Source organism: Ruegeria sp. YTSC199, from assembly GCF_059609725.1.
The window spans coordinates 129,888-152,782 of the sequence record NZ_JBXWMF010000003.1 but is presented as its reverse complement, the minus strand read 5'-3'; the positions used below and the strand labels follow the sequence as shown (position 1 = coordinate 152,782).

8 protein-coding genes are annotated in these 22,895 nt (G+C 61.0%); 2 read left to right on the top strand and 6 right to left on the bottom strand.

Annotated elements, in window-relative coordinates; translation table 11 throughout:
- The first annotated feature begins 34 nt into the window (after positions 1 to 34).
- Entirely contained in the window at positions 35 to 1,069 is a 1,035-nt protein-coding gene (locus AC2FEE_RS03870) for a LacI family DNA-binding transcriptional regulator (RefSeq protein ID WP_496863173.1), read from the top strand.
- On the opposite strand, the gene dld is transcribed toward AC2FEE_RS03870, so the two are convergent.
- From dld to AC2FEE_RS03850, 4 genes are all read right to left on the bottom strand, one after another.
- Entirely contained in the window at positions 1,066 to 2,760 is a 1,695-nt protein-coding gene (dld, locus tag AC2FEE_RS03865; protein ID WP_496863172.1) for a D-lactate dehydrogenase, read from the bottom strand. The two genes, AC2FEE_RS03870 and dld, sit on opposite strands and share 4 nt — an antisense overlap.
- Positions 2,761 to 2,778: 18 nt before the next feature.
- The gene (locus tag AC2FEE_RS03860; protein ID WP_496863171.1) at positions 2,779 to 3,930 is read right to left on the bottom strand and encodes an alpha-hydroxy acid oxidase; all 1,152 of its coding nucleotides are present in this window, start codon (positions 3,928 to 3,930) and stop codon (positions 2,779 to 2,781) included.
- A 12-nt stretch (positions 3,931 to 3,942) separates the two neighbouring features.
- On the bottom strand, positions 3,943 to 6,012 hold the full coding sequence (locus AC2FEE_RS03855; RefSeq protein WP_496863170.1) for a TRAP transporter large permease subunit: 2,070 nt from the start codon (positions 6,010 to 6,012) through the stop codon (positions 3,943 to 3,945).
- 111 nt (positions 6,013 to 6,123) lie between these two features.
- The gene (locus tag AC2FEE_RS03850) at positions 6,124 to 7,173 is read right to left on the bottom strand and encodes a TRAP transporter substrate-binding protein (protein WP_496863169.1); all 1,050 of its coding nucleotides are present in this window, start codon (positions 7,171 to 7,173) and stop codon (positions 6,124 to 6,126) included.
- Between the two features lie 336 nt (positions 7,174 to 7,509).
- Between AC2FEE_RS03850 and AC2FEE_RS03845 the strand changes: the two genes are divergently transcribed.
- A complete protein-coding gene (locus tag AC2FEE_RS03845; protein ID WP_496863168.1) occupies positions 7,510 to 8,286 on the top strand; it encodes a FadR/GntR family transcriptional regulator in 777 nt (258 codons plus the stop codon).
- Positions 8,287 to 8,542: 256 nt separating this feature from the next.
- Here the strand turns inward: AC2FEE_RS03845 and AC2FEE_RS03840 are convergent, their stop codons facing one another.
- Together AC2FEE_RS03840 and AC2FEE_RS03835 are read right to left on the bottom strand one after the other, a co-directional pair.
- Positions 8,543 to 9,022, bottom strand: coding sequence for an invasion associated locus B family protein (locus AC2FEE_RS03840; RefSeq protein ID WP_496863167.1), 480 nt, complete (start codon positions 9,020 to 9,022; stop codon positions 8,543 to 8,545).
- Between the two features lie 18 nt (positions 9,023 to 9,040).
- Positions 9,041 to 22,354: a hypothetical protein gene (locus AC2FEE_RS03835; protein WP_496863166.1), complete on the bottom strand. Its 13,314-nt coding sequence runs from the start codon at positions 22,352 to 22,354 to the stop codon at positions 9,041 to 9,043.
- Positions 22,355 to 22,895 lie beyond the last annotated feature (541 nt).

Genomic DNA, 22,895 nt, shown 5'->3' with positions numbered 1-22,895 from the left:
ATGTCAACTCTTTCCTGAAAGATCAGCAACACGGATGCGAAAACCGGTGACGCAAAAAGCCCCTGAGCCTAAAAAACGAGCAAATCTCAGAGATGTAGCAAAAGTCGCGGGCGTATCGGTCGCCACGGTGTCTCGGGTCATGAATGAGCCCGGCGTGGTAAAGAAAGACACGCTGGAAAAGGTTCAGGCCGCGATTGCCCAGCTTAAATTCGTTCCCAGCGCCGCCGCGCGGGCGATCAATTCCGGACGGACCCGGTTTGTCGGAGCGTTGGTGCCCACTCTGGACAATGCGATCTTTGCCCGCTTCCTTGCAGCACTCGAACGCACCTTGTCTGAACACCAGCTGTCCCTTGTTGTGGCCACAACCGACTCGGACCCGGATATCGAGGCCGAAAAAGCGAAAAGCCTGGTGGATATCGGGGCCGAAGGTCTGATCATCACCGGTGCCACCCACAGCGCTGCGTTTCATGATCTGATCGAGCGGACAATGCTGCCGACCATCATCACCTCTTTCTACGATGCAGAAAACCCGCTGCCGACCATCGGATATGACAACGCGGGCGCAGCGCAACTTGCCTTGCAGCATCTGATCAATCTGGGTCACCAACACATCGCGGTTGTGCATGGCCCCACACATGACAATGACCGGACCCGGGCACGCCTATCCGGTTTGCGCGCCTTGCCCATGGCCGGTGAGTTGACAACATTCGAGACAGGTATCAGCCACCGGGGAGGGGCTGAGATCGCCAGACAGATTTGCGCCCTGCCTCAGAAGCCGGACGCCATTCTAAGCCTGTCGGACGTCGTCGCGCTTGGTGTCCTGTTTGGGCTTCAGTCCGAAGGCCTTTCCGTGCCCGGCGATGTTTCACTGGTCGGGATTGACGATTTGCCTAGCTCCGCCGCAGCAGTACCCTCCATCACAACGGTGCATCTGCCCGTGACCCAAATGGGCGAACGCGCGGCAGTCGCTCTGGCAAACTGGATATCGGAACAGAAAAGGCCGGGGTCGGAACAGCTTGAGGCGCGATTGATCGAACGGCAATCGGCCATTTCTCGCAAAACCAGCTAGGAGGCACTGTCTTCGCCGTAGTTCCGGGCCTTGGACATCTTGCCGATGCCTGGGTTGAACGAGTTGCTCGGATCGCAGCACTTGTAGTGCGCCGCCAGATCAGGCTTGGCTTTGTAGAGGTGCCCAACATTGTGCTCAGCCGGGTATTCCGCGCCGCGCTGATCGAAGAGTTCCAGCATCGCTGCCTTCAGCGCCTTTGGATCGGCACCCTTTTTGACCACGTAGTCCTGATGCATCACATGGCACATGAAATGGCCGTAATACAGCTTGTGAACCAGTTGGCTTTCAATCTCGGGCGGTAATTTCTCCAGCCAATCCTGATCGTTGCGGCGCAGCGCGACGTCCAGAGCGATAATGTCTTCGACCTCATTCGCGTGGATCGCCATATAGCGCACGGCGGCACCAGCCGCGGCAAAGCGGTGCAGACCTGCGATCTTGGCCTCAAGCGCGGTGCATTCGAAGAAATTTGCATCCCGGCCCTTTAGGAGTACGGGCAGCCAATCTCTGGCCTCGGCGATGCCGTCATCCTTCATTTTCAGGATCAGGTGATGCTCATAGCGTTCGCGGAACTCGACCATCCGTTTCGGCAGAACCCGCGGCCAGATTGAGACAGCCGCCTGCATGAACCGGTCCGTGAAGTTGCGTAAGAACGGGATGCGGCGCAGCCGCGCATCGACCGCACCCTTCAAGGCAAAAAACATTGGCAGCCGGTCAGTGCCCAGCTTGTCGATCATGACAACCGTGTCCTTGCCATAACCCGCGGTGATGTCGAATACCTCGCGCTGCATGTATTCGGCGGAAACCGGCAGCGAGTTGAACTCGGACAGGATATGCCGACGTAACGCGGCCAGATCGTCCGGACTGTTACTGCCGATGTAAAAGACCTTTTCGGCTTCGTTCTTGGGGAAGGTGTCGAGGCGCACGGCAAAGACTGCCATCTTGCCAGCCGATCCGGCGGATTCGAACAGCTTGGCCTTGTCCGCATTGAACCGCGCCGGAGTTTCGGCATCCACGTCCCGTACGATCTGCGCATAATCACTGGCCGAGGCGCGTTTGTTCGTTGCCCCCGGGTTGCGGTCGAACTTACCGGCATCCAGGCTGGTCAAAATTTCTTCGGGTGTGTTGCCGAGCTCGATGCCCAGATGGTTCACCAGCTCCAACTCGCCTGCTTCAGTGATCTGCGCGTAAACCGAAAGCTCGGTATAGACCGGCCCGCGCTCAACCAACGATCCGCCCGAGTTGTTGCACACGCCACCAACAATCGACGCGCCGATACAAGACGACCCGATCACCGAATGCGGCTCTCGCCCCAGCGGGGCAAGCATTTTCTCCAATGCAAAAAGCGTGGCACCGGGAAAGCTGACGATCTGCTCGCCATTGTTCAGCGGCACCAGAGCATCCATGCGGCGGGTGTTGATCAGCACCACTTCGCGGTCATAGCTACCCGAAGGAGTCGAGCCCTCGGTCAGGCCAGTATTGGCGGCCTGCATGATGACGATCTTGTCAGCGGCCACGCAGGCCTGCAGCACTTTCCATTGTTCCAGCAGGCTGCCGGGCTGAATGACGCACAACGCCTCGCCCTCGCCCGAGCGGAAACCGCGACGGAACCGTTCAGTAGCGCGTTCTCCGGTCAGGACGTGGCGCGACCCAACGATGGAACGAAAATGCCGGATCAGTTCATCATTAATCATGGCAGCCTTCTTTCCGGTTTAGGTGGTGCGGAAACGTATATTCTCGCGGTTCAGTTGGTCGATGCTAGTGACGCCCATCAGTTTCATGTCGCGCTCAATCTCGGCCCGCATCAGGCCCAGAGCACGTTCAACACCCGCCTGCCCTGCTGCGGCCAGCGGATACAGGTAATGCCGACCGACACCGACCGCCTTGGCGCCCAGCGACAGCGCTTTCAGAACATGCGTGCCACGCTGAATACCGCTGTCCATCATAACGTCAAGCTTGTCGCCAACCGCGTCCACAATTTCGGACAATTGGTCGAAAGGCGTGCGCGAGCCGTCCAGTTGGCGGCCACCGTGGTTCGACAGGATGATGCCAGTGCAGCCGATCTCGGCGGCCCGCTTGGCATCATCGACGGTCATTATGCCCTTGAGGCAAAACTGACCGTTCCAGTCGCGCACCATCTGCGCCACGTCGTCCCAGTTCATCGACGGGTCCAGCATGTCGGTGAAGTAGCCTCCGATCGAGCTGGCACCGCCGCCCATATCCACATGTTCCTCCAGCTGCGGCAGGCGGAACTTCTCGTGGGTGACATAGTTGATGCCCCACATCGGCTTGATCGCGAATTGGATCATTCCGCCCAGCGTCAACCGGAACGGGATCGAAAAACCGGTGCGCAAATCACGTTCCCGATTGCCGCCGGTGATGCTGTCGACGGTCAACATCATCACCTCGACACCCGCCTCTTTGGCGCGCTGCATCATTGCCGTGTTCAGACCGCGATCCTTGTGGAAATAGAACTGATAGACCTGCGGGTTTTTGTGTTTTTTACGCAGCTCTTCCAAAGACACGGTGCCCAACGAGGACACGCCGAACATGGTGCCAAATTTTTCGGCCGCTGCCGCGACGGCGCGTTCACCCTGATGGTGAAACAGACGTTGCAAAGCGGTGGGCGAGCAGTAGACCGGCATGTCCAGTTTCTGCCCCATTACCGTGACGGACATATCCACGTAAGACACACCACGCAGAACCGAGGGCAGCAGGTCGCAGCGGTCAAACGCATTGGTGTTTTCCCGATACGTCACCTCATCATCAGCACCCCCGTCGATGTAGTTGAAGATCGGCCCCGGCAGCCGTTGCTTGGCCAGCCGCCGGAAGTCGTGGAAGTTATGGCATTGGTTCAGACGCATCGGAACAGCTCCTTAATAGGCGACCGAAGGCAGCCAGGTGGCAAGGGTCGGCCATAGGAAGACCAGCGCCAGACCGGTCAGCTGCAGCAGCACGAAGGGGATGATACCCTTGTAGATATGCGTCAGCTTGATCTCGGGCGGGCAGACGCCTTTCAGATAGAACAGAGCGAAGCCGACCGGAGGTGTCAGGAAGCTGGTTTGCAGCGTCACCGCGACCAGGATCACGAACCAGACCAGCGCCGGTTCATCCAGTACGCCAAAGCCGGGGATGTCGATGCCCAGCCCGTTCACGATGGGGCGCATCAGGGGCAGCACGATCAGCGTGATCTCGATCCAGTCCAGCACGAACCCCAGCAGGAAGACGATGAACAGGATGAAGAGGACAGTACCATTGGCCCCAAAGCCGGTAGACTGAACCACGTGTTCGATCAGTTCGTCGCCACCCAGTTCACGCAGGACATACGAAAACACGGTCGCACCCAGGAAAATCGCAAAGATGTACGCGGTGGTATTGAAGGTCGACACCAACACATTCCACAGCTTGGTGAAGGTCAGCTTGCGATAACCCAGTGCCAGCAGCGTCGCACCCAAGGCACCAATGCCCGAGGCTTCGGTCGGCGTGGTCAAACCGGCAAAGATCGAACCCAACACGGCCAGGATCAACATCAGGGTCGGGATGACGGCGATCATCACGTCCTTGACGGCAGCCCAGTCGGGGGCTTTCGCACCCTCCGGCACGGGCGCCGCATCACGCTTTACCAGCGCAAGGATGAAGATATAGGTCAGGTACAGGCCGCCGATGATCACACCGGGGAAAACAGCGGCCATGAACAGGTCACCAACCGACAAGGCCATCTGGTCGGCCATGATCACCAACATGATCGACGGTGGGATCAGAATGCCCAGCGTACCGGATGCCGAAACCACGCCAGCCGCCAGTGTCGGTTGATATTTCTGCTGCATCATCGAGGGCAGCGACAGCACGCCCAGCAGCACCACGGATGCACCGATGATGCCCGTGGAGGCCGCCAGAATGATACCGATCAGGGTCACCGTGATCGCCAGACCACCGCGAACAGTGCCGAAGAGACGCTGCATTGAAGACATCAGACGCTCGGCCACACCGGATTCGTCCAGCATAAGGCCCATGAAGATGAACATTGGCAGCGCGACCAGAACCGCGTTGGACATGGTCGCATAGACCCGGTTCACGACCGCGCCGAGGGTCAGGTAATCCAGCCCGGTAAGGGTTCCTTCCAGACCTGTCCACAGCATCAGATCGTTGTCGAACAGATAGGCCAGACCGCAATAGGCGACACCCACACCGGCCAGAACCCAAGCCACCGGGTAGCCGGTGAACAACAGCGCGATAAAGGTCAGGAACATCGCGATGACCAGTTTTTCCTCGGTCGTTTCGACCAGGAAAGTCAGGCCGACGCAGACAGCGGCAAAGACCGCCAGCACCAGCAGGATACGGCGCAGCGATGCACCTTCGCGCTCGGTCTCCGGTCCATACAGCAACGCGTGCCCGTCATGGATCAGCCGTGCCAACGCGGCCAGAGCCAGAAGAACAAAACTGATGGGAATTACCGCCTTGAATGCCCAGCGTGCCGGCAGACCCGTGGGGCTGTCCGACCGTTCGTTGACACGTAAGCTCTCGTAGAAATAATCATACCCCTGATCGATCATCAGATAGATGAACGGGGTCAACAGGGTCAGGATGCCGATCACCTCTATCACCCGCTGCGCGCGGCGCGACAGTTGCATATGCAGCACGTCAACGCGCACATGGCTGTCCGTGATCAAGGCATAGGAAATACCGATCATCGTGACGATGCCGTAGAAATGCCACTGGATCTCATCCAGCTTGGGATAGTTCTGGCTGAACAGGTAGCGCAGCGAGACCTGAGAGAAAATCGCTCCTATCAGGAGCACATTTGCCCACATGACCACATGGCCTACCGCCTTGACGCCAGTGTCGATGGCGACAGCAATCTTCTGGCGGTCTGTCTCGGGGTGCTCCAGGATGCCTTCATAGGCTTCGACCGGATCGTTGAGGTTCTTTTGGCTGTCCATGGTCATTCCTCGCTCAGCAGCCCGACGTGCGGGCAGTGATTGGTTAGAAATTCCGAATAAGAAGGAAATGGGCCGGAGCGGCGGTTTCGACCGCCCCGGCATCGTCAGTGAGGGAGGTTACTGACGAGGGAGGAAAGCGTTCGTTTTCCAGAGGTCATAGCCGTCACGGAACTCGTCCATATCGGCCAGAACCTGTGCAAAGAAGGCGTCATTGGCAGCTTCTTCAGCAGCAACCTCTTCCCAGGTTGCACGGAACGTATCCAGCATCTCGGGCGACCATTGCTTGATGGTGACGCCGTTGTTTTCAACGTTGTCGATCAGAGCCGCGTGCTGAATGGCTTCGCCTTCGGCAAAGCTATCCGCCATTGATGCCTTACAAGCGTTTTCGATGATCGCTTTGTGCTGATCGCTGGATTCATTCCAGACGTCCTTGTTGATCAGCAGTTCAAACACGGTCGCTTGCTGGTGCCAGCCGGGGAAGTAGTTGAATTTCACCAGCTTGTGGAAGCCCAGACGCGCGTCGATGGCAGGCATCGAGAACTCGGTCGCGTCGATGGCGCCTTTTTCCAGCGCGGGGAAGATTTCACCACCCGGCAGCAGCGAGGTTGCAACGCCCAGTTTCTGCATCACTTTACCGCCAAGACCAAAGAAACGCATCTTCAGACCATTCAGGTCTTCGGGTGAGTTGATCTCGGTTGCGAACCAACCCGAGGTTTCCGGGGCAATGATGGCGCAAGGCAGAACGTGAACGTTGTAACCTGCCTGATCGTACATCTCTTGGTACAGTTTCAGACCGTTACCATAGTACATCCACGCCATGTATTCGCCAGCCTCGGGGCCGAACGGAACGGCCGAGAACAGCGGCGCGGACGGAATTTTACCTGCCCAGTAACCAGCAGTGGTGTAGCCCGAATTGATCTTGCCGGTGGAAACGGCGTCAAGGATTTCGAACGGCGGAACAAGTTTGCCTGGCTCGTACACTTTCATCTTCAGCGTCCCGCCCGACATCAGGTCCAGCTGCTCGGCCACGCGCGGGATCGGCGAGCCAAGGCCCGGCAGTTCCGTCGAGAATGCGATCGGGGTTTTCAGCAGTAGCTTGTCAGCGGCGACCGCGGGTGCGGCCAGCAGGCTGGCGGCCACGGCGAGGCTCGTCAGGGTCTTCTTCATGAATTCTCCTCCAGTTTGGTCAGGGCTTCCACCCCAATCAGCGGCGCAGGCTCTTCCAGCGCCTCTCCGGTGGTAAACTAACTTTACCAGTCTCAACCAGTCAACAATTTTGTTTACCACTGGCTTTTTCCAGCAGGAGAGATCGTGCATCAGGATCGATGTTAGCAATTACCATTCTTCAGCTACTAAGGGTCGAAACCGTCTGTATTTTTGTTCTTTTTCATCCTACTACGTTCGCTGTCAGAACAGACGTGGTTTGCTTGTTTTTTTTGCCGAATATGGTTATATTTATTTACCAACACCCCTAATTCTGTCACCAAGCGGAGGCGCGGAACCATGAGCCCCACAGCGATTTTTGAACCGGTCGGACACGAATCGCTGGCCGAGGCCGTCGTCGCCCAGATCGAGGATCTGATCGCATCCGGCATCCTGAAGCAGGGTCGCAAACTGCCCTCGGAACGTGATCTTGCCGAAATGCTGCGCGTGTCACGCCCCAAACTGCGCGAGGCTTTGGCGGCTTTGGAAGAACGCGGACTGGTCACCACACAACATGGCGAGGGTACTTTTGTCGCCGCCCTGACCGGTCAGGCGATGATGCCCGCTCTGCTGGCGCTGTACGAACGGCACGAACCCGCCTTTTTCGATTATCTGGAATATCGGCGCGAGCAAGAGAGCTTTGCCGCCCGCCTTGCTGCGCAGCGGGCGACCAAGGCGGATAAAGAGCGGATCGCAGAAATTCTGGCCGAAAATGAACGGGCCTGGCAGGAGAATGACACCAAAGCCGCGCAAGAAGCCGATTTTGCGCTGCATACGGCAATCGTGGATGCCAGTCAGAATGCAACCCTGATCCACATGATGGCCTCGATCTATGAACTCACACGCAAGGGTGTGTTCTACAATCGCGATTTCCTGAAGACGATCGACGGCACCGGCGAGCAATTGCTGGCCCAGCATCTGGAATTGGGCAAAGCAGTAATCGACGGCGATGAGGCGCGCGCGGCAAAAGCCGCAGTCGATCATATCGACTTCGTCGAAGAGTCGTTCAGACTGGGGATCGAACGCAATCGCCGCGAAGCGATGGCTGAGAAACGCCGGATGCTGTCAGAACGATAACGACCACACCTGTATGGGATCATGTGTAGTCGTTAGCCGGAATGCGCTGTGACGCGAAACGCCTCGATCCCCTGCCCCAGTTCTATCAAAGCGCGGCAATAGCGCGAGATAATCAAGGTTTCTTAACCCAACATCCTTCCGTCGGAAACCAACCACGAGTTTAGCAAGTTGGGTACCCGCTATCGTTACATCGACAATATCCAGACAGAAAAACGTGATAGCCGAGGCGCTAGCGTTTTCTCAAATGCCCAGCCTGTCATGGCAAGAGATCGGACACTTTGCTGAAACCTGCCAGGTCGAACCCAAATGAGATCGGGTCTCCGACCCTGTTTTTGCCTTCGACCGTCAACTGATCGCCAGCCCGCATCGCTGACATCCAGTCCGGTGAGACGGGGGAACGGGCAAAACAGCCCTGCGCTTCGCAGGTCAGGAAGTCCAGACGCGCAACTTCGGCGCCATCGACCTTGGCGACCAGCCCTTCGGAAAACAGCAGGCCAAACGGCAGGGTCAGCACGGTCTCGGTCTCGTCCTTGCCTGCGGGTTTCACAAACGCAATAGAGGTAAGCCTCTGGTTGTTCTCCGTCAAAACGATGCTTTGGGTCATTTCGCAGATCAGCTCGGTGCCGTTGACCAGATTGCTGCAATTGACCGACCACAATGGCGCGTCGTTCTCCTGTGCGGCAAGCGGAACCGCCAATCCCAATGAGGCCCCCAAAGCGCAAATCCAAGTTCTCATACTGCTGTCCCTCATTGATTAGAATTGTACCCCAAGACCAAGGCCGACCTGCAAGGCCTCGGTCGAGTCTCCGAACATATGGTCGAGGCTCAGGTTGATAAAGCTGCTGTCGTCCAGTGCGAACAGTCCCAGCCGGGCTGAAACCAGCCCGTGTGTATCGCCGATATAGCTGGTATTCGAGAACCCGCCATCGGCGGCGCTGGCGCCCGCGAACCCGGCACTGACCGAAACGGTGTCGTCCGATGAAATGATGGCACCGGCCCGCAAACTTGCGCGCAGTTTCTGCGAGGCGCTCAGGACCTGTTCGGTGCCGATCTCCAGCGATGGCGTCAGCGAATAGATCATCTCGCTGTTGTCTTGCAGGACAATCCCCGACAGGGTTGCGTCGCCGTTGCTTTCGGTTGCCAGGCGCGTAGCATCTACTGCGATCTCGGGTCGCAAGTAAGAGCTGCCACCGGCAAACCTGTGGTCATAAGCAAAGCTCAGCCGCAGATTCTGGTGGTTCATCTTGTGCTTGGTCGAGCTAACGCCAACGGTGTCTACAACGTTCCCGTTCGGCAGCACGCCACTGATCCCACCGGCCCTGAGCGTATCATAGTCCGACCAACCGGCGGACAGCATGGCGGCAAACTCCCATGCACCGGTGTATTTGGTCAGCGACGCACCCAGATTGAACCGGTCACCGGTTGCATTGTACTGCGATCCGTTGCGCAGGCTGATCCGGTCATAGCCCACTGCAAACCCGGCATAGAGTTCATCCCCGACTGGCAGACGGACACCGGCGGATAGGTTGGTGTTATTAATGTCCAGCTCATCGTAAATGCCCGTTTGATCCCGGTCGTAGAAAGACCTTCCTCCGGAGAACCAGACACAATTGCGCGGATCGTCACCGGCCTGATAGTCGGTAAATCGCTCGCAATTGTGCAGGGTATCCGCAAACACCCGGGTACCGTAATAGGCGTCCACCGCATCCGAGGCGTAATCCCCCACGGTCAGTCCGTCGATCGCGGCGATGACATCAGCCTCGGACATCATGTTGCCAATCAGCGCAAACAACTCGCCTTGCGCGGCCGACCCCTGCCCGTTCAGGACCTGATTGATGTAATTCCCAACAGCCGTTTGGTTCGCGTTCATGTTGGTGGTCGAGTAGTCCGGCGTGATCACCAGATCAATCGAGCTTCCGTCCGAAGTCGAACCGTTCAGGCCAATCGAGTAATCCAGCACCACGGTGTCCTGAATTGTCGTGCCCGCATCCGCCGCCGTGCCATCCGGGTTGACGATGACCAGCGGCAAGGCCCGTTCCAGCGTGTTCAACTGTGGCAACAGAGTGCCGCCCATTGTGGCATCGCCGGTGACATTGACCAGATCGCTGTCGCCCCCCGAAGCCCCCGAGGTTAGGAAATATACGTCAAAGACCGAGCTTGCCGTTGCGCCGAAGGCGAGGCTCCCGGTCAGGTTCGTGGTTTGACTGACGTTACCGGCAAAGACAAAGTCGCCCGCCTGAACACTCGACGTAAAGTCCGTGTTCAAGCCCCAGTTCGCGCCCAGAACAAAGTCGCCGTTCACCTGCATCACCCCGGCGGCGCCCAGGTTGATCGTATCCAGCGCATAGAAAGCGCCTCCGTCCTCGACAGTCAGGCTGTTGATGCCCGCGCCAAGGTTTAGGTTGCCAAGCGCTGCGCCCGCAAGCGAGACCTGTTCGTTTCCGTCACCGCCATTCATCAACTGGTTGTTACCAGCGAGCAGAACCGTGTTCTCCGACAGAGTCAGCGCATTGTTTGCACCACCGTCCACAATGATCGAGGCAACGGCGTCCGCCTGCCCTGTGCCGCCCATGACGACACCATCGAGCCCCAGCGTAATGGCACCCGCCCCGTTGCGCCCTTCGGATTGCGCCAGAACGCCGATGCCGCCTTCGCCGACCGACAGGATGTTGCCAGTCAGTGCCATGTCGATGGCACCGCCGATCCCAGCACCGCCCGCGGACCCGCGGAAGACCGAGTCCACCATGCCGCCACCGCCGCCCAGCGACTGCGCGACAACGCCAATCGCGTTCTCTCCGGTCGTCACGATGTTTCCGGCCTGGGTAAACCCGATATCGCCGCCGTCACCGCCATTGTTGGCCGAAAGGTCCACGGTAACCCGGCTAGCCTCCATGTCGGTCGAGACAAGGCCACCACCGCCGCCGATGCTCTGAATGACAAACCCGTGCGATCCGTTGCCGCTGGTGGTCACGTCACCGGTATTGGCGAAATCAACATCGCCGCCGTCGCCGGTCGAACCGTCCTGCGCACCCAGCGTCACGTCAGCCTGCCCCAGGCCCGAGATGACGACCTCTCCGCCACCCGCTCCGATGCTCTGGATGCTCTGGCCAAAGGAGCGATTTCCGCTGGTGAACACGTTGCCGTCCAGCGTCAGGGTGATACCGCCGCCATCATTGCTAAAGCTGGGGTCAGATCCCAGGATCACCGACGCGGCCTTGTTCGTATCGACCGCTCCGGTACTGTTCAGCACCAGCTTGCCGCCGCCCCCGCCAATGGATTGCGCCGAGCCTGCAGACGAGAACGCACCATCGGTACCCACATCGCCCGTGCGGCTGCCATTCACATCTCCGCCGCCGGCGTCATCGGTGTCAATCGCACCCAGACGCGCAGTGATGTCGATGCCGTCGCCATCCTGCACATCGACATTGGTCGCCGCGGTGCCGCCGCCGCCGCCAACACTCTGCAGCATCAGGGCTGTTGATCTGTCGCTGGTCGTGGCGATGTTGCCGGTATGCGACTGCGCAACCTGACTGCCCGCCATACCCGAAACGTCATCACCACCCAGGGCGATATCGCTGTTGACGACAGAGCCGGTCGCGCCACTCGTCGTGGTGGTGAAATCGACAGTTGTATCGACATTACCACCGCCGCCGTTCACGGACTGGGCAAACACCGCTTGGCTGCCTTCACCGTTTACAAGGATGTCGCCAGTCGAATTGACCGTCACGGTGCCCACCGAACCGGTGGACCCTTCGCGCGCGCCAAGGGCCTGCGAAATCGTGTAGTCCAGCGCCGAGACCAGCGGGGAAGATACCGAATACCCGGCATTGCCACCGCCGCCGCCAACGGATTGCGCATAGATACCGAACCCGTTTGTGGCATTGACGACTATGGCGCCTGTGTGGTTGACCGTGACGTCTCCGCCATCTGCACCATCTCCTCCGGACCCGCCAATGGCGATCTTGGAATAGGACTTGCCGGTCATGGTGTTCTTGAGGTCATTCACATCCATGGCAACGGCCAGACCGCCATTGCCACCGCCGCCACCAACGGATTGCGCCATGATGCCATAGGCTCCGGCGCCATCCACCCGGATATCGCCGCTGTTCGTGACCACCACGTTGCCCGCAACATTGCCACTGCCGCCCGAACCGCCGATGTTCAGCTGCGCGGTCGGAGAGCTGCTGTCCCCGGTCTTGAGCCGCACCGTGCCCGTGATCGAGCTGCCGCCGTTACCGCCGCCACCACCAATGGATTGCGCAAAGATGCCGTGAGCTCCGGCTCCTGTGGTCACGATTGTCCCGGCATTGGTCACCGACACGGCGCCACCAATTCCGCCGGTACCGCCCGAACCGCCCAGACCGAATTGCAATGCCCGCCGTGTGCTGGCCTCGGCCCCGCCATAGCGGCCATCCACCGAAATCGTCGAGCCGCCATTGCCGCCCCCGCCACCGATCGATTGTGCAAAGATGCCGTGGCTTTCGGTACCGGTGGTCAGGATCGTGCCATCGGTTTCGTTGACAACGGTCACAGTGCTGCCAGCCCCGCCGGTTCCACCAGTGCCACCGATCAAAATGGCATTCGTTGTTGCCCCGTCCGAAGACCGACCCAGAATGATGTTGCGCACCTGTTGCGCGTCACCACCGCCGCCGCCAACCGACTGCGCATAGATACCAATCGATTTGTCGCCCGTGGTCTGGATCAGGTCACGGTTGGTTACGGAAACTGCCGCCGACGTCGCGCCCGTACCACCATTGCCGCCGATGGACAGGGTCGCCGTGTTGCCGATCTCCTTGCGCAGGCTGATGATGCGGTTTTCTACCACACCACCCATGCCGCCGCCGCCACCAACGGACTGGGCGTAGATTCCGTGCGACATGGTGCCTTCGGTGGTGATGATCCCGTCACTGACCACGGTCACGGTGTCCGAGGTCATGCCGTCACCTCCGGTGCCGCCAATATTGATCGACGCGGTTGTGCCCACCGTTGACGGATTGACCACGGCCTTGATCGTGTCGAGGTTCGACTGACCGGCCTGCACCATACCACCGGTGCCACCTGCACCGCCGATGGATTGCGCCATCAAGCCGACCGAGCGTTCTCCGAACGTGGCTATTCGCGCCGTGTTGGTCACATCGACCTTGCCACCCACGCCGCCGCTGCCACCAGTGCCACCGATTGAAAGCGCAACCGAGATGCCCTTACCGGCCGAGTTGCTGGCCTTGCCACCCGTTCCGCCACCGCCACCAACGGATTGCGCAAACACACCATGTGCATCCGTACCTTGCGTGACCACTGTACCCGCAACCACCGAGGTCACATCGCCGGCTGCGCCGCCGGTGCCGCCTTCAAGACCCACCGACAGGCTGGCTTTGTTGCCCTTGCTATCTCCGGTTTTTGGCGTGCCGATGCTGACCGAGGTCGAAGACGAGTTGCCTCCGCCATTGCCAATGGACTGCGCGAAGAACCCATAGGACCGGTTGCCCGCGGTGCTGATGATCCCGTTCGAGCTGGCATATACATCACCACCGCTGCCGCCAGTGCCGCCGGTCCGGCCGATCTGAATGTTGACGTTTCCGCCATCCACCGAGGTCGAGGCCGAATTGTAACCCGCATTACCGCCGCCACCGCCAACGGATTGGGCGAACAGGCCATGGGAATCCGCTCCGAGTGTGGAAATATCGCCGGTATTTCGAACGTCGACCGAACCGCCGATTCCGCCCTCACCCGTACCGCCACCAATAGCCAGACCAAAACCCTTGTTGGTCGCATCCGAAGCCAGCTCATAGGTCATGCCGAGATTCAGGGCCGCGTTGCCGCCACCACCGCCGATAGACTGACCAAAGACGCCGTGGCTGCCGTCCTGCTTGGTGAGGATATCGCCGTAGTGGTCGATATCCACCGTGCCGCCATCGCCGGCGGTTCCGGCATCGCCACCGATGGCAACCACAGCCGAAACGCCGGTTTTGTTGCCAGAAGAATCTGCCGGGTTGGTTTTGCCTTCCAACTCGTCCAGCACCTTGTTGTAATTGGCGATAACCGAGTCATCGACGCCGGAATTGGTCGGTGTCTTGCGATCGGTTGAATCACCGGTGCCGCCATTACTTTGGCCGCCGGTGGTCTTGCTGATGCCCACAACCGCGTTAATGCCGGCGTCGCCGCCGCCGCCGCCGATGCTGGACGCCTCGATCCCGTGCGAGCCGACGCCATCGGTCACGATGGTGCCCGCCGCAATAGCGGCAGTACCGCGCGCGACGGTCACATCGCCCGCATCTCCGCCGCCGCCGCCAAAGCCGCCGATGCCCATGGCAATGGGCGAGCTGTCCTTGGTGCCGACAAACGTCGCATTGATCCCGCCGGTGCCACCACCGCCGCCGATGCTTTGGGCAAAGATACCGCGGGCGTGGTAACCGTTGGTCGCAATACTACCGGTTTGCGTGACCGATACGTTCCCTGCATGCGCCCCGGTGCCACCATGACCACCAAGACCACCGACAATGCTCAGGTCGGTCTTGCCGTCAGAATTATTGGAGTCCCCGTAGTTCAACTGCCCGGTTACGTTCAGCGCGCCGTTGCCGCCGCCGCCCGCGATGGATTGGGCCAGAACGCCGTGCTTCCAGTTACCGGCGACCGAAACAGTGCCGGCATGGTTAACGGTTACATCGCCCGAGACGTTACCGTCACCACCGAAACCGCCGACACCGAAGGTGACCGAGGGGATCTTGCCGTCCTTGCTCAACGCGATACCGCCCGACACGTTCAAGCCGCCATTGCCGCCACCGCCGCCGATGGACTGCGCCATCAGACCAGCCGAGCCATCAGTATCGGGTTTGTCTTCGTTGAAGACACCCATGTCGATGAACAGTCGCTCCAACCCGAAGCTTGAGGCAAGTTCTTCGGTCTCATCCACAATCGTGTCGCCCAGGAAGTCGCGCAGCTTGTCTTCAAAGGTGGTGGTATTGGGGATCGAGATATCATCCGGGTTCGTCGTCACGGTGATATCCGCCTGCGATGTCACGGTGACGTTGCCCGCCTTGCCGCCATCGCCCGCGAACCCTCCAACACCGACGATCAGAGAGCTGTCGGACACGATCCCGCCGGAAACGTTCAGGCCGCCATTGCCGCCGCCGCCGCCAAGCGATTGCGCCAGCAGGCCGGATTGCCCGGTGCCATGCGCCATGATCGTGCTGCCTGCGCCGATATTCACATCGACATTCCCGGCATCACCGCCACCGCCACCAAAGCCACCGACACCCACGACAACGGCATAAGACTTGCTGCTGTCTGTCTGACCTGCCCCGGGTTTGCCGCTGATCGCGATGCCGCCGGACACGTTTGTGCCCCCATTGCCGCCGCCGCCACCCAGCGACTGCGCGATAATCCCGCTGGCGCCTTTGCTTTCATCCACGGCAAACGAGCCGTCGGGTTGCTTCACCATTGGCACCGCCTGCAGATTGCCGGTGTAGTCCAGGTCAACGTCGCTGGCATTACCGCCCGACCCGCCAAAGCCACCAACACCCGCCGCTACCGAGAAGATCGTGTCCGAACCGGATGGCTTGGTCAGCGCCAACGAACCCGAGATGTTCACGCCACCGGTGCCACCGCCGCCACCAAGGCTCTGTGCCAGCAAGCCATGCGACCCGTCACCCGCGGTCACAACGTCGCTTTGAACATCCAGTGTCACCGCCCCGGCATTGCCGCCGCCGCCGCCAAAGCCGCCAAGACCCAAAGCAACCGCCGCGCCGGATTTGCCCGTCAGATTCACCGCACCCGAAACGTTCAGGCCGCCATTGCCGCCGCCACCGCCAACGGATTGCGCCATGACACCGATACTGTCCGCGCCTGTCGTAACCACCGAGGTTGTGCCGCTGCTATCTGTGGCAGACCGCAAAGTGCTGATCACATCACCCGCATTGCCCGCGCCGCCGCCGAAACCACCAACGCCCAGGCTGACCGAGCCACCATTTTCCTGGCTGATGCCCAACGAGGCCGAGATATTCGTGCCGCCATTGCCGCCACCGCCACCAAGGCTCTGCGTCAGAATGGCCGTGCTTCGATCGCCGCCGGTGGAGACACCGCCCGTGACGGTCGATTGCACCAGCGCCCCGGCATCTGCACCGCCGCCGCCGAATCCACCAACCCCGATAGCCACAGCCGCGTTGGCCGACCGGGACAGGGACAAGGCCGCCGAAATGTTGGTGCCACCATTGCCACCTCCGCCCCCAAGACTCTGGGTCAGAATGCCGACCGAGTCGTCGCCGGTCGTCGTGACATTGCCCGTGACCTGCTGCGTGACGTTTTCGGCCGCGCCGCCATCACCGCCGAAACCGCCAACACCGATCCCCAGACCACCCGAATAGTTGCTGGCCACCGAAATCGCACCGGAGATATTCGTAGCACCATTGCCGCCACCGCCGCCGAGGCTCTGCGCGACGATCCCGGCCGAACGTGTGCCAGTGGTGCTGACGTTGCCGTCGAAAGTACTGTCGATCACGCCACTGGTACCGCCATCGCCACCAAAGCCGCCCACACCGATGCCCGCCGCGCCCGACCCGGTGCGCGCAATGCTCAGCGCGCCCGAAATATTGACGCCACCATTGCCGCCACCGCCACCGACGGACTGCACTAGAACACCGGTTGCGTTGTCGCCGCTCGTGGTGACGTCTCCGGTGACCGAGCCCGTTGCCGCGCTCGCGTTGCCACCGTCGCCACCGGACCCGCCGATACCAACGCCAATTGCGCCGCCGCCCGTACCCGAGATGTTCACGGCGGCCGAGACATTCAATCCTCCGTTGCCGCCACCGCCCGCAGCGGATTGCACCAGAACGCCGCCAGAGTTGTCGCCTGCAGTGACGACATTGCCCACAACCGTACCGGTCGCTGTATTCGCGTTACCTCCGTTGCCGCCGCTGCCGCCAAGCCCGACGGATGCTCCGCCACTGCCTTTACCGGCAACCGTTACCGTGGCCGAGACGTTCATGCCACCATTGCCGCCACCGCCACCAAGGCTCTGCACGATGACGCCACCGGACTCGTCGCCCTGCGTCGAGACATTGCCGTTCAGGGTGGCTTCAGCCGCGCCGCCGTTGCCGCCAGTGCCGGATGCACCACCCAGACCCACCGACGCACCGCCAGAGCCAGTGCCCGCTGCAGCGACTGCGACCGAGATATTCATACCACCGTTACCACCGCCACCTCCGACAGACTGCGCCAGCAAGCCGGTCGAGGTTTCGCCCAGCGTCACAAGGTTGCCGGTGACATCTGCGGTGACTGCCGAAGCATCGCCACCACCGGTTCCGCGACCCCCCAGACCCACGGCAGCCGCTCCGGATCCCGTACCCGCGCCGCCGACTGAGGCCGATACATTGAAACCACCGTTGCCGCCGCCGCCACCGATGGATTGAGCGACGACTGCATTGGATTGTGCGCCTTCGGTTTGCACGCTGTTGGCAACGGTCAGATCGACAACACCGCCCGTGCCGCCACCGCCGCCGGATCCACCCAAACCAACACTGATTGCGCCCGATCCCGTGCCAGCCCCGGCAAGTGCAGGCGAGACGTTAAAGCCGCCGTTACCACCACCGCCGCCAACGGACTGCGCCAAAATGCCCACCGAAGCATCGCCCTTGGTCACGACATTCGCCGTGGTGCTAGCCGTGACCAGACCGCCGTTACCACCGCCATCACCCGAACCTCCCAGCCCGACAGACACCGACCCCGCGCCGGTTCCCGCGCCAGATACAGTCGGCGAGACGTTGAACCCGCCGTTGCCACCGCCACCACCGAGGGACTGCGCGACAAAACCACTAGACGCGAAACCATCGGTCAGGATGGTTCCGTTCGAAGTCAGCGTGACATTACCGCCATTGCCGCCCGTGCCGCCCGATCCGCCCAACCCGACGCTGACGGCACCGCTGGCCGTGCCTGCGCCCGACAGAACCGGGGCCACGTTGAAGCCACCGTTGCCGCCGCCGCCGCCAATGGACTGCGCCACGACACCCGACGATTGGTCGCCCCGGGTTTCAACAGCGTTATTCGACGTGGCGATGACGGTGCTGCCGTCACCTCCACCCGCGCCCGCGCCACCCAGACCAACCGACACGCCGCCCCCGGCTGTGCCCGATCCCTGCACTGACGCGCTGACGTTGAAACCGCCGTTGCCGCCACCGCCCCCGATGGATTGCGCCAAGAAGGCCGTGGCCGAGTCGCCTTGAGTCAGGATGGTTCCGCCCGAGGTCAAATTGACCGCGCCACCATTCCCGCCACCCGCACCAGTGCCGCCTAGCCCGACGCTTACCGCACCGCTGGCCGTTCCCGCACCTGCCCCGGTGCCCGAAACGTTAAAGCCGCCATTGCCGCCGCCACCACCAATGGATTGAGCAACCACGCCCGAGGAACGGTCTCCGGCCGTAACAATGGAATTCGTTGTGGTCAGATTGACAGATCCGCCCGTCGCGCCGGTACCGCCGTCGCCACCAAGGCCGACAGATACTGCACCACTGGCGACGCCTGCGCCAGCCAATGACGCGCTGACGTTGAAACCGCCATTACCACCGCCGCCGCCAACGGATTGCGCAAGAACGGCGGTGGAATCCGCTCCACCCGTGCTGACGGTTCCGGTCACGCGACCGGTAACGGATTTCCCGATGCCGCCGCCTGAAGCGTCACCGCCAAGGCCCACTGTGACAGCTCCGCCACCCGCACCGGCCCCTGCGATCCCGGCCGTGACGTTGAAGCCTCCGTTGCCGCCGCCACCACCGATGGACTGGAACACCACGCCGCTTGAACTGTCGGACAGCGTTGTGACATTGCCCGCGACCTGACCTTCGACCACGCCGCCATCGCCGCCTGTAGCCCCGTTACCGCCAAGTCCGACACCGATGGACCCCGCTCCGGCCCCCGCTGCCGCGACACCTGCGGTGACGTTGAAGCCGCCATTGCCGCCGCCACCGCCAATGGATTGGATCACAACACCGGTCGAACGCGCGCCCTCGGTCCGGACATCGCCGTTGACGCGCACGCCCGTGACGGTTCCACCAATGCCGCCGCTGCCGCCGTCGCCACCAAGGCCCACATCCACAGTCCCCGCACCCGCGCCACCTGCCGCGAGACCTGCCGCGACACTAAAGCCACCGTTGCCGCCGCCGCCGCCAATGGACTGCACGACGACCGCTCCGGAATCATCTCCGCGCGTGGTGACATCCGCATCGACCTGCGCGGTAACGGTTCCCCCGGCCCCGCCGCCGCCAGCTTTGCCGCCAAGACCGACGCTCACCGATCCGGCCGCCGCGCCGCCGATGTCGGCGCTGGCTCCGACGGCATAGCCGCCATTGCCGCCGCCGCCGCCGACAGACTGCGCTACAACTCCGCTGGAAAACGCACCACTGGTCTCGATCGAATTGCCGCCCGCGATCAGAGTAACGTTGCCCCCGGTTCCGGCACCGCCACCGTCACCGCCAACACCAACGTTGATTCCAACGGCCGCACCGCCGCTTGCGCTGATCCCGGCCGCGATGCTGCCGCCGCCGTTGCCGCCGCCGCCGCCGACCGATTGCGCGATTATCCCACTGGAATTCGTACCCGTCGTGGTGACATCCGCCTTGGTATAAACCTGCACAAGACCACCATTCCCGGCACTACCCGCCTGACCACCGATCCCGACCGAGACATTGCCCGAGAACAGAGCCGAGGCTCCTCCGGTCGCAGCAACGGCCAGACCGCCATTACCGCCCCCGCCGCCAACGGACTGGAACAACATACCGGTCGAGCGGTTGCCAGTGGTGACCACTGTGCCCTCAAACCCAGCCGCCGTCGCAATACCACTGCTGTTGAACTGGCCGACCGTAACCGACCCGCCCTTGCCACCTGAACTGCCGTCGCCGCCTACACCAACGGCCAATGAGCCGGACACCGGCCCACCGGACACGGCAACCGACACGGCGTAGCCGCCGTTGCCGCCGCCACCGCCGACCGATTGCAGCATGACACCGATGGAATCGTCCCCCCCGGTCTGCACCGAAGCCGCGCCGCTGCCACTAAGCGTGACCGTTCCGCCATCTCCGCCGTTACCTGCCGAACCGCCAACCGAAACCGAAGCCGCACCAAAGGCCCCTACAGCGACTGACACGGCACCGCCGCCATTGCCGCCGCCGCCACCAACAGATTGCGCGAACACACCTGCCGAACGATCGCCCGAGGTTTGAATCGCCGAAGGCTGGCTGCCGTCGGTGTTGGACAAGGTGACGTTGACATTTCCGCCGGTTCCGCCAGCACCACCCTTACCGCCAATGGCCACGCCGACAAATGCCCCAACCGAACCGGACGAGCCGCCATTACCACCGCCACCACCGATGGACTGGGCCAGAATGCCCATCGCATCGTCACCGGACGTGGTGATTATGCCGTCATTTACAATGGTCACAGTCGAACCGCTGCCGCCGCCGCTGCCGTTGCCGCCGACAGACACCATGCCTCCGGACGAGCCGCCATCACCACCGCCGCCGCCGATGGACTGCGCGATAACGCCGCGGGCGCCGTCTCCGCCAGTCACGATACGCCCGTAGTTGCTGACGCTGACCGCCGCACCCGTGCCGCCTCTGGACCCGGTGCCGCCGATGGCGACCAGACCGAAAGAGTTCGCCCCCGTACCGCCACTACCGCCAATGGATTGCGCCATGACACCGTCGGCACCTGTACCTGAGGTCAAAACGCTGCCGCTGCCCTGTACCGTAACGCTGACAGTATTGCCGCTACCACCATTCGAGCCTACACCGCCCAAAGACAGAGACACCAGACCGCCCGCTGTTCCGCCCGAACCGCCGCCACCGCCGATGGACTGCGCGACGATCCCGCGTGCAAAGTCTCCCTGCGTTTCAATTGCACCGCGATGCGAAACCGAAACCTGACCGCCATTGCCGCCATTGTCCGCGCCGCCGATCAATGAGACCAGAAGGTTGCCGCTGGTCCCCGCAGATCCACCCGAACCGCCAATGGACTGGGCGTAGATACCATTTGCGAAGTCTCCGGTCGTCAGGATGCTGCCAGTTGACGCCGTGTTGACCGTCACCCTGCCACCACTTCCACCATAGCCACCATCACCGGAAGACCCGACTAATCCCCATTGCGATCCGCCATTGCCGCCATTGTTGGAAACACTCAGCGCATAGATTCCGTCTGCAGAATCTCCGCTTGTCGAAATCGTACCCCGCTGGGTGACCGTCACATTGCCGCCGTCGGCCGAATGCCCGCCGGTGCCCCCGCCCGGCGCCGCAAATCCGCTGCCGCCGTTACCTGCCTTACCGCTGCGGCTGAATGCGAAGATGCCGTCATTGCCATCGCCAGATGTTTGAATCGTACTACTGGTGGCCTGAGTTGCGTTGACCGTTCCGCCCTTGCCGCCATCACCACCATCGCGACCGCTCCAGAAACTCAGGTACGAATCTCCGCCACTACCCCCGTTCCCACCGACACTGCCAACTTGCCAGCCGATGTTGCTGGTGGCATTGACGTCGCTTGTCAGTGTCTTAGTCTGAGTTGGACCATTGGATCCATTACCGCCCGAGCTTGGCGGCACAACCAATGCGCCATCACGTCCATTACTGCCATTCTGCCCGTAAACAACCTGGTTCACACCGTTGGGCCCCGAGACATCCTCGGGCGGGGTCACTGTGCCCGGGGTACCGGAACTGTTGAAGTTGCTGTTGTACTGCGAAAGGGTCAGTTGCGTCGACAAACTGGCGGTGCCGGACGCGCCAGAATTGCTGATTTGCGCCGTTGTCCCTGCAATGGAAACAATATTAAAAGCCAGCGGGGGATTGTCGGTATTGTAGATCGTATCGCCCGCACCCTTAACCAGAAACACGTAACCGTCCGCCGTTTCGACAAAGGCGGTTGTCCCCGCTGTTGGCGTCGATGCCGGGTCCACGATCAACGCACTTACGGTGGTATCCAAGCCGGTCACTGGGTTGGTAACTGTATCACCGACTTTCGAGTCAGATGTAGGCGCGGCAAGCAACGGTGTTGAAATCACCATGAAAAGTGAAATCGCGAACAGCAGAATTGATCTCATTGTCACCCTCGAACCTCGTACCGGTTCCACCCAGAACACATGGCAATCGCGCAATCCCGAAGAACAGCAATCTGCCCGATAAAACCCATCACAATTTCGCACAGGGTATTCGCAAGCTTAAGGAGATCAGTTCTAAAAGTTCTCCCGTTAACGTTTTCGTAACCAATATTGCTCAAATGCAACATTTTTGATGCAGCTATAGTCTGAAATTGAGATTTCGCTCGGGTTCGACCGCGATGACGCGCATGCATCTATCAGACTAGTTTGAAGTCAGACAGGAACCCAAAGTTGGCTGGAAATCTTGGCTGCGTTTTTTCAAGGGTTCACAGATCACCTAGAGATCATCCTTGGAAACGCGGAGGCATCGGGCTTAGTTGCAAAGTTCTGATCGCGCAAAGTTGTTCATGCGATCGCATCGAAGTTGGGCAGCCCGTTCAACGAGTTGTTTGAAAGGGCCAGCTCACGCCCGGAATCTTTCCTTTCAAAGGCGGGCAATTACACTGGATTCTGTGGCAAGTGGCACATGGGAGAGGATGAAGAA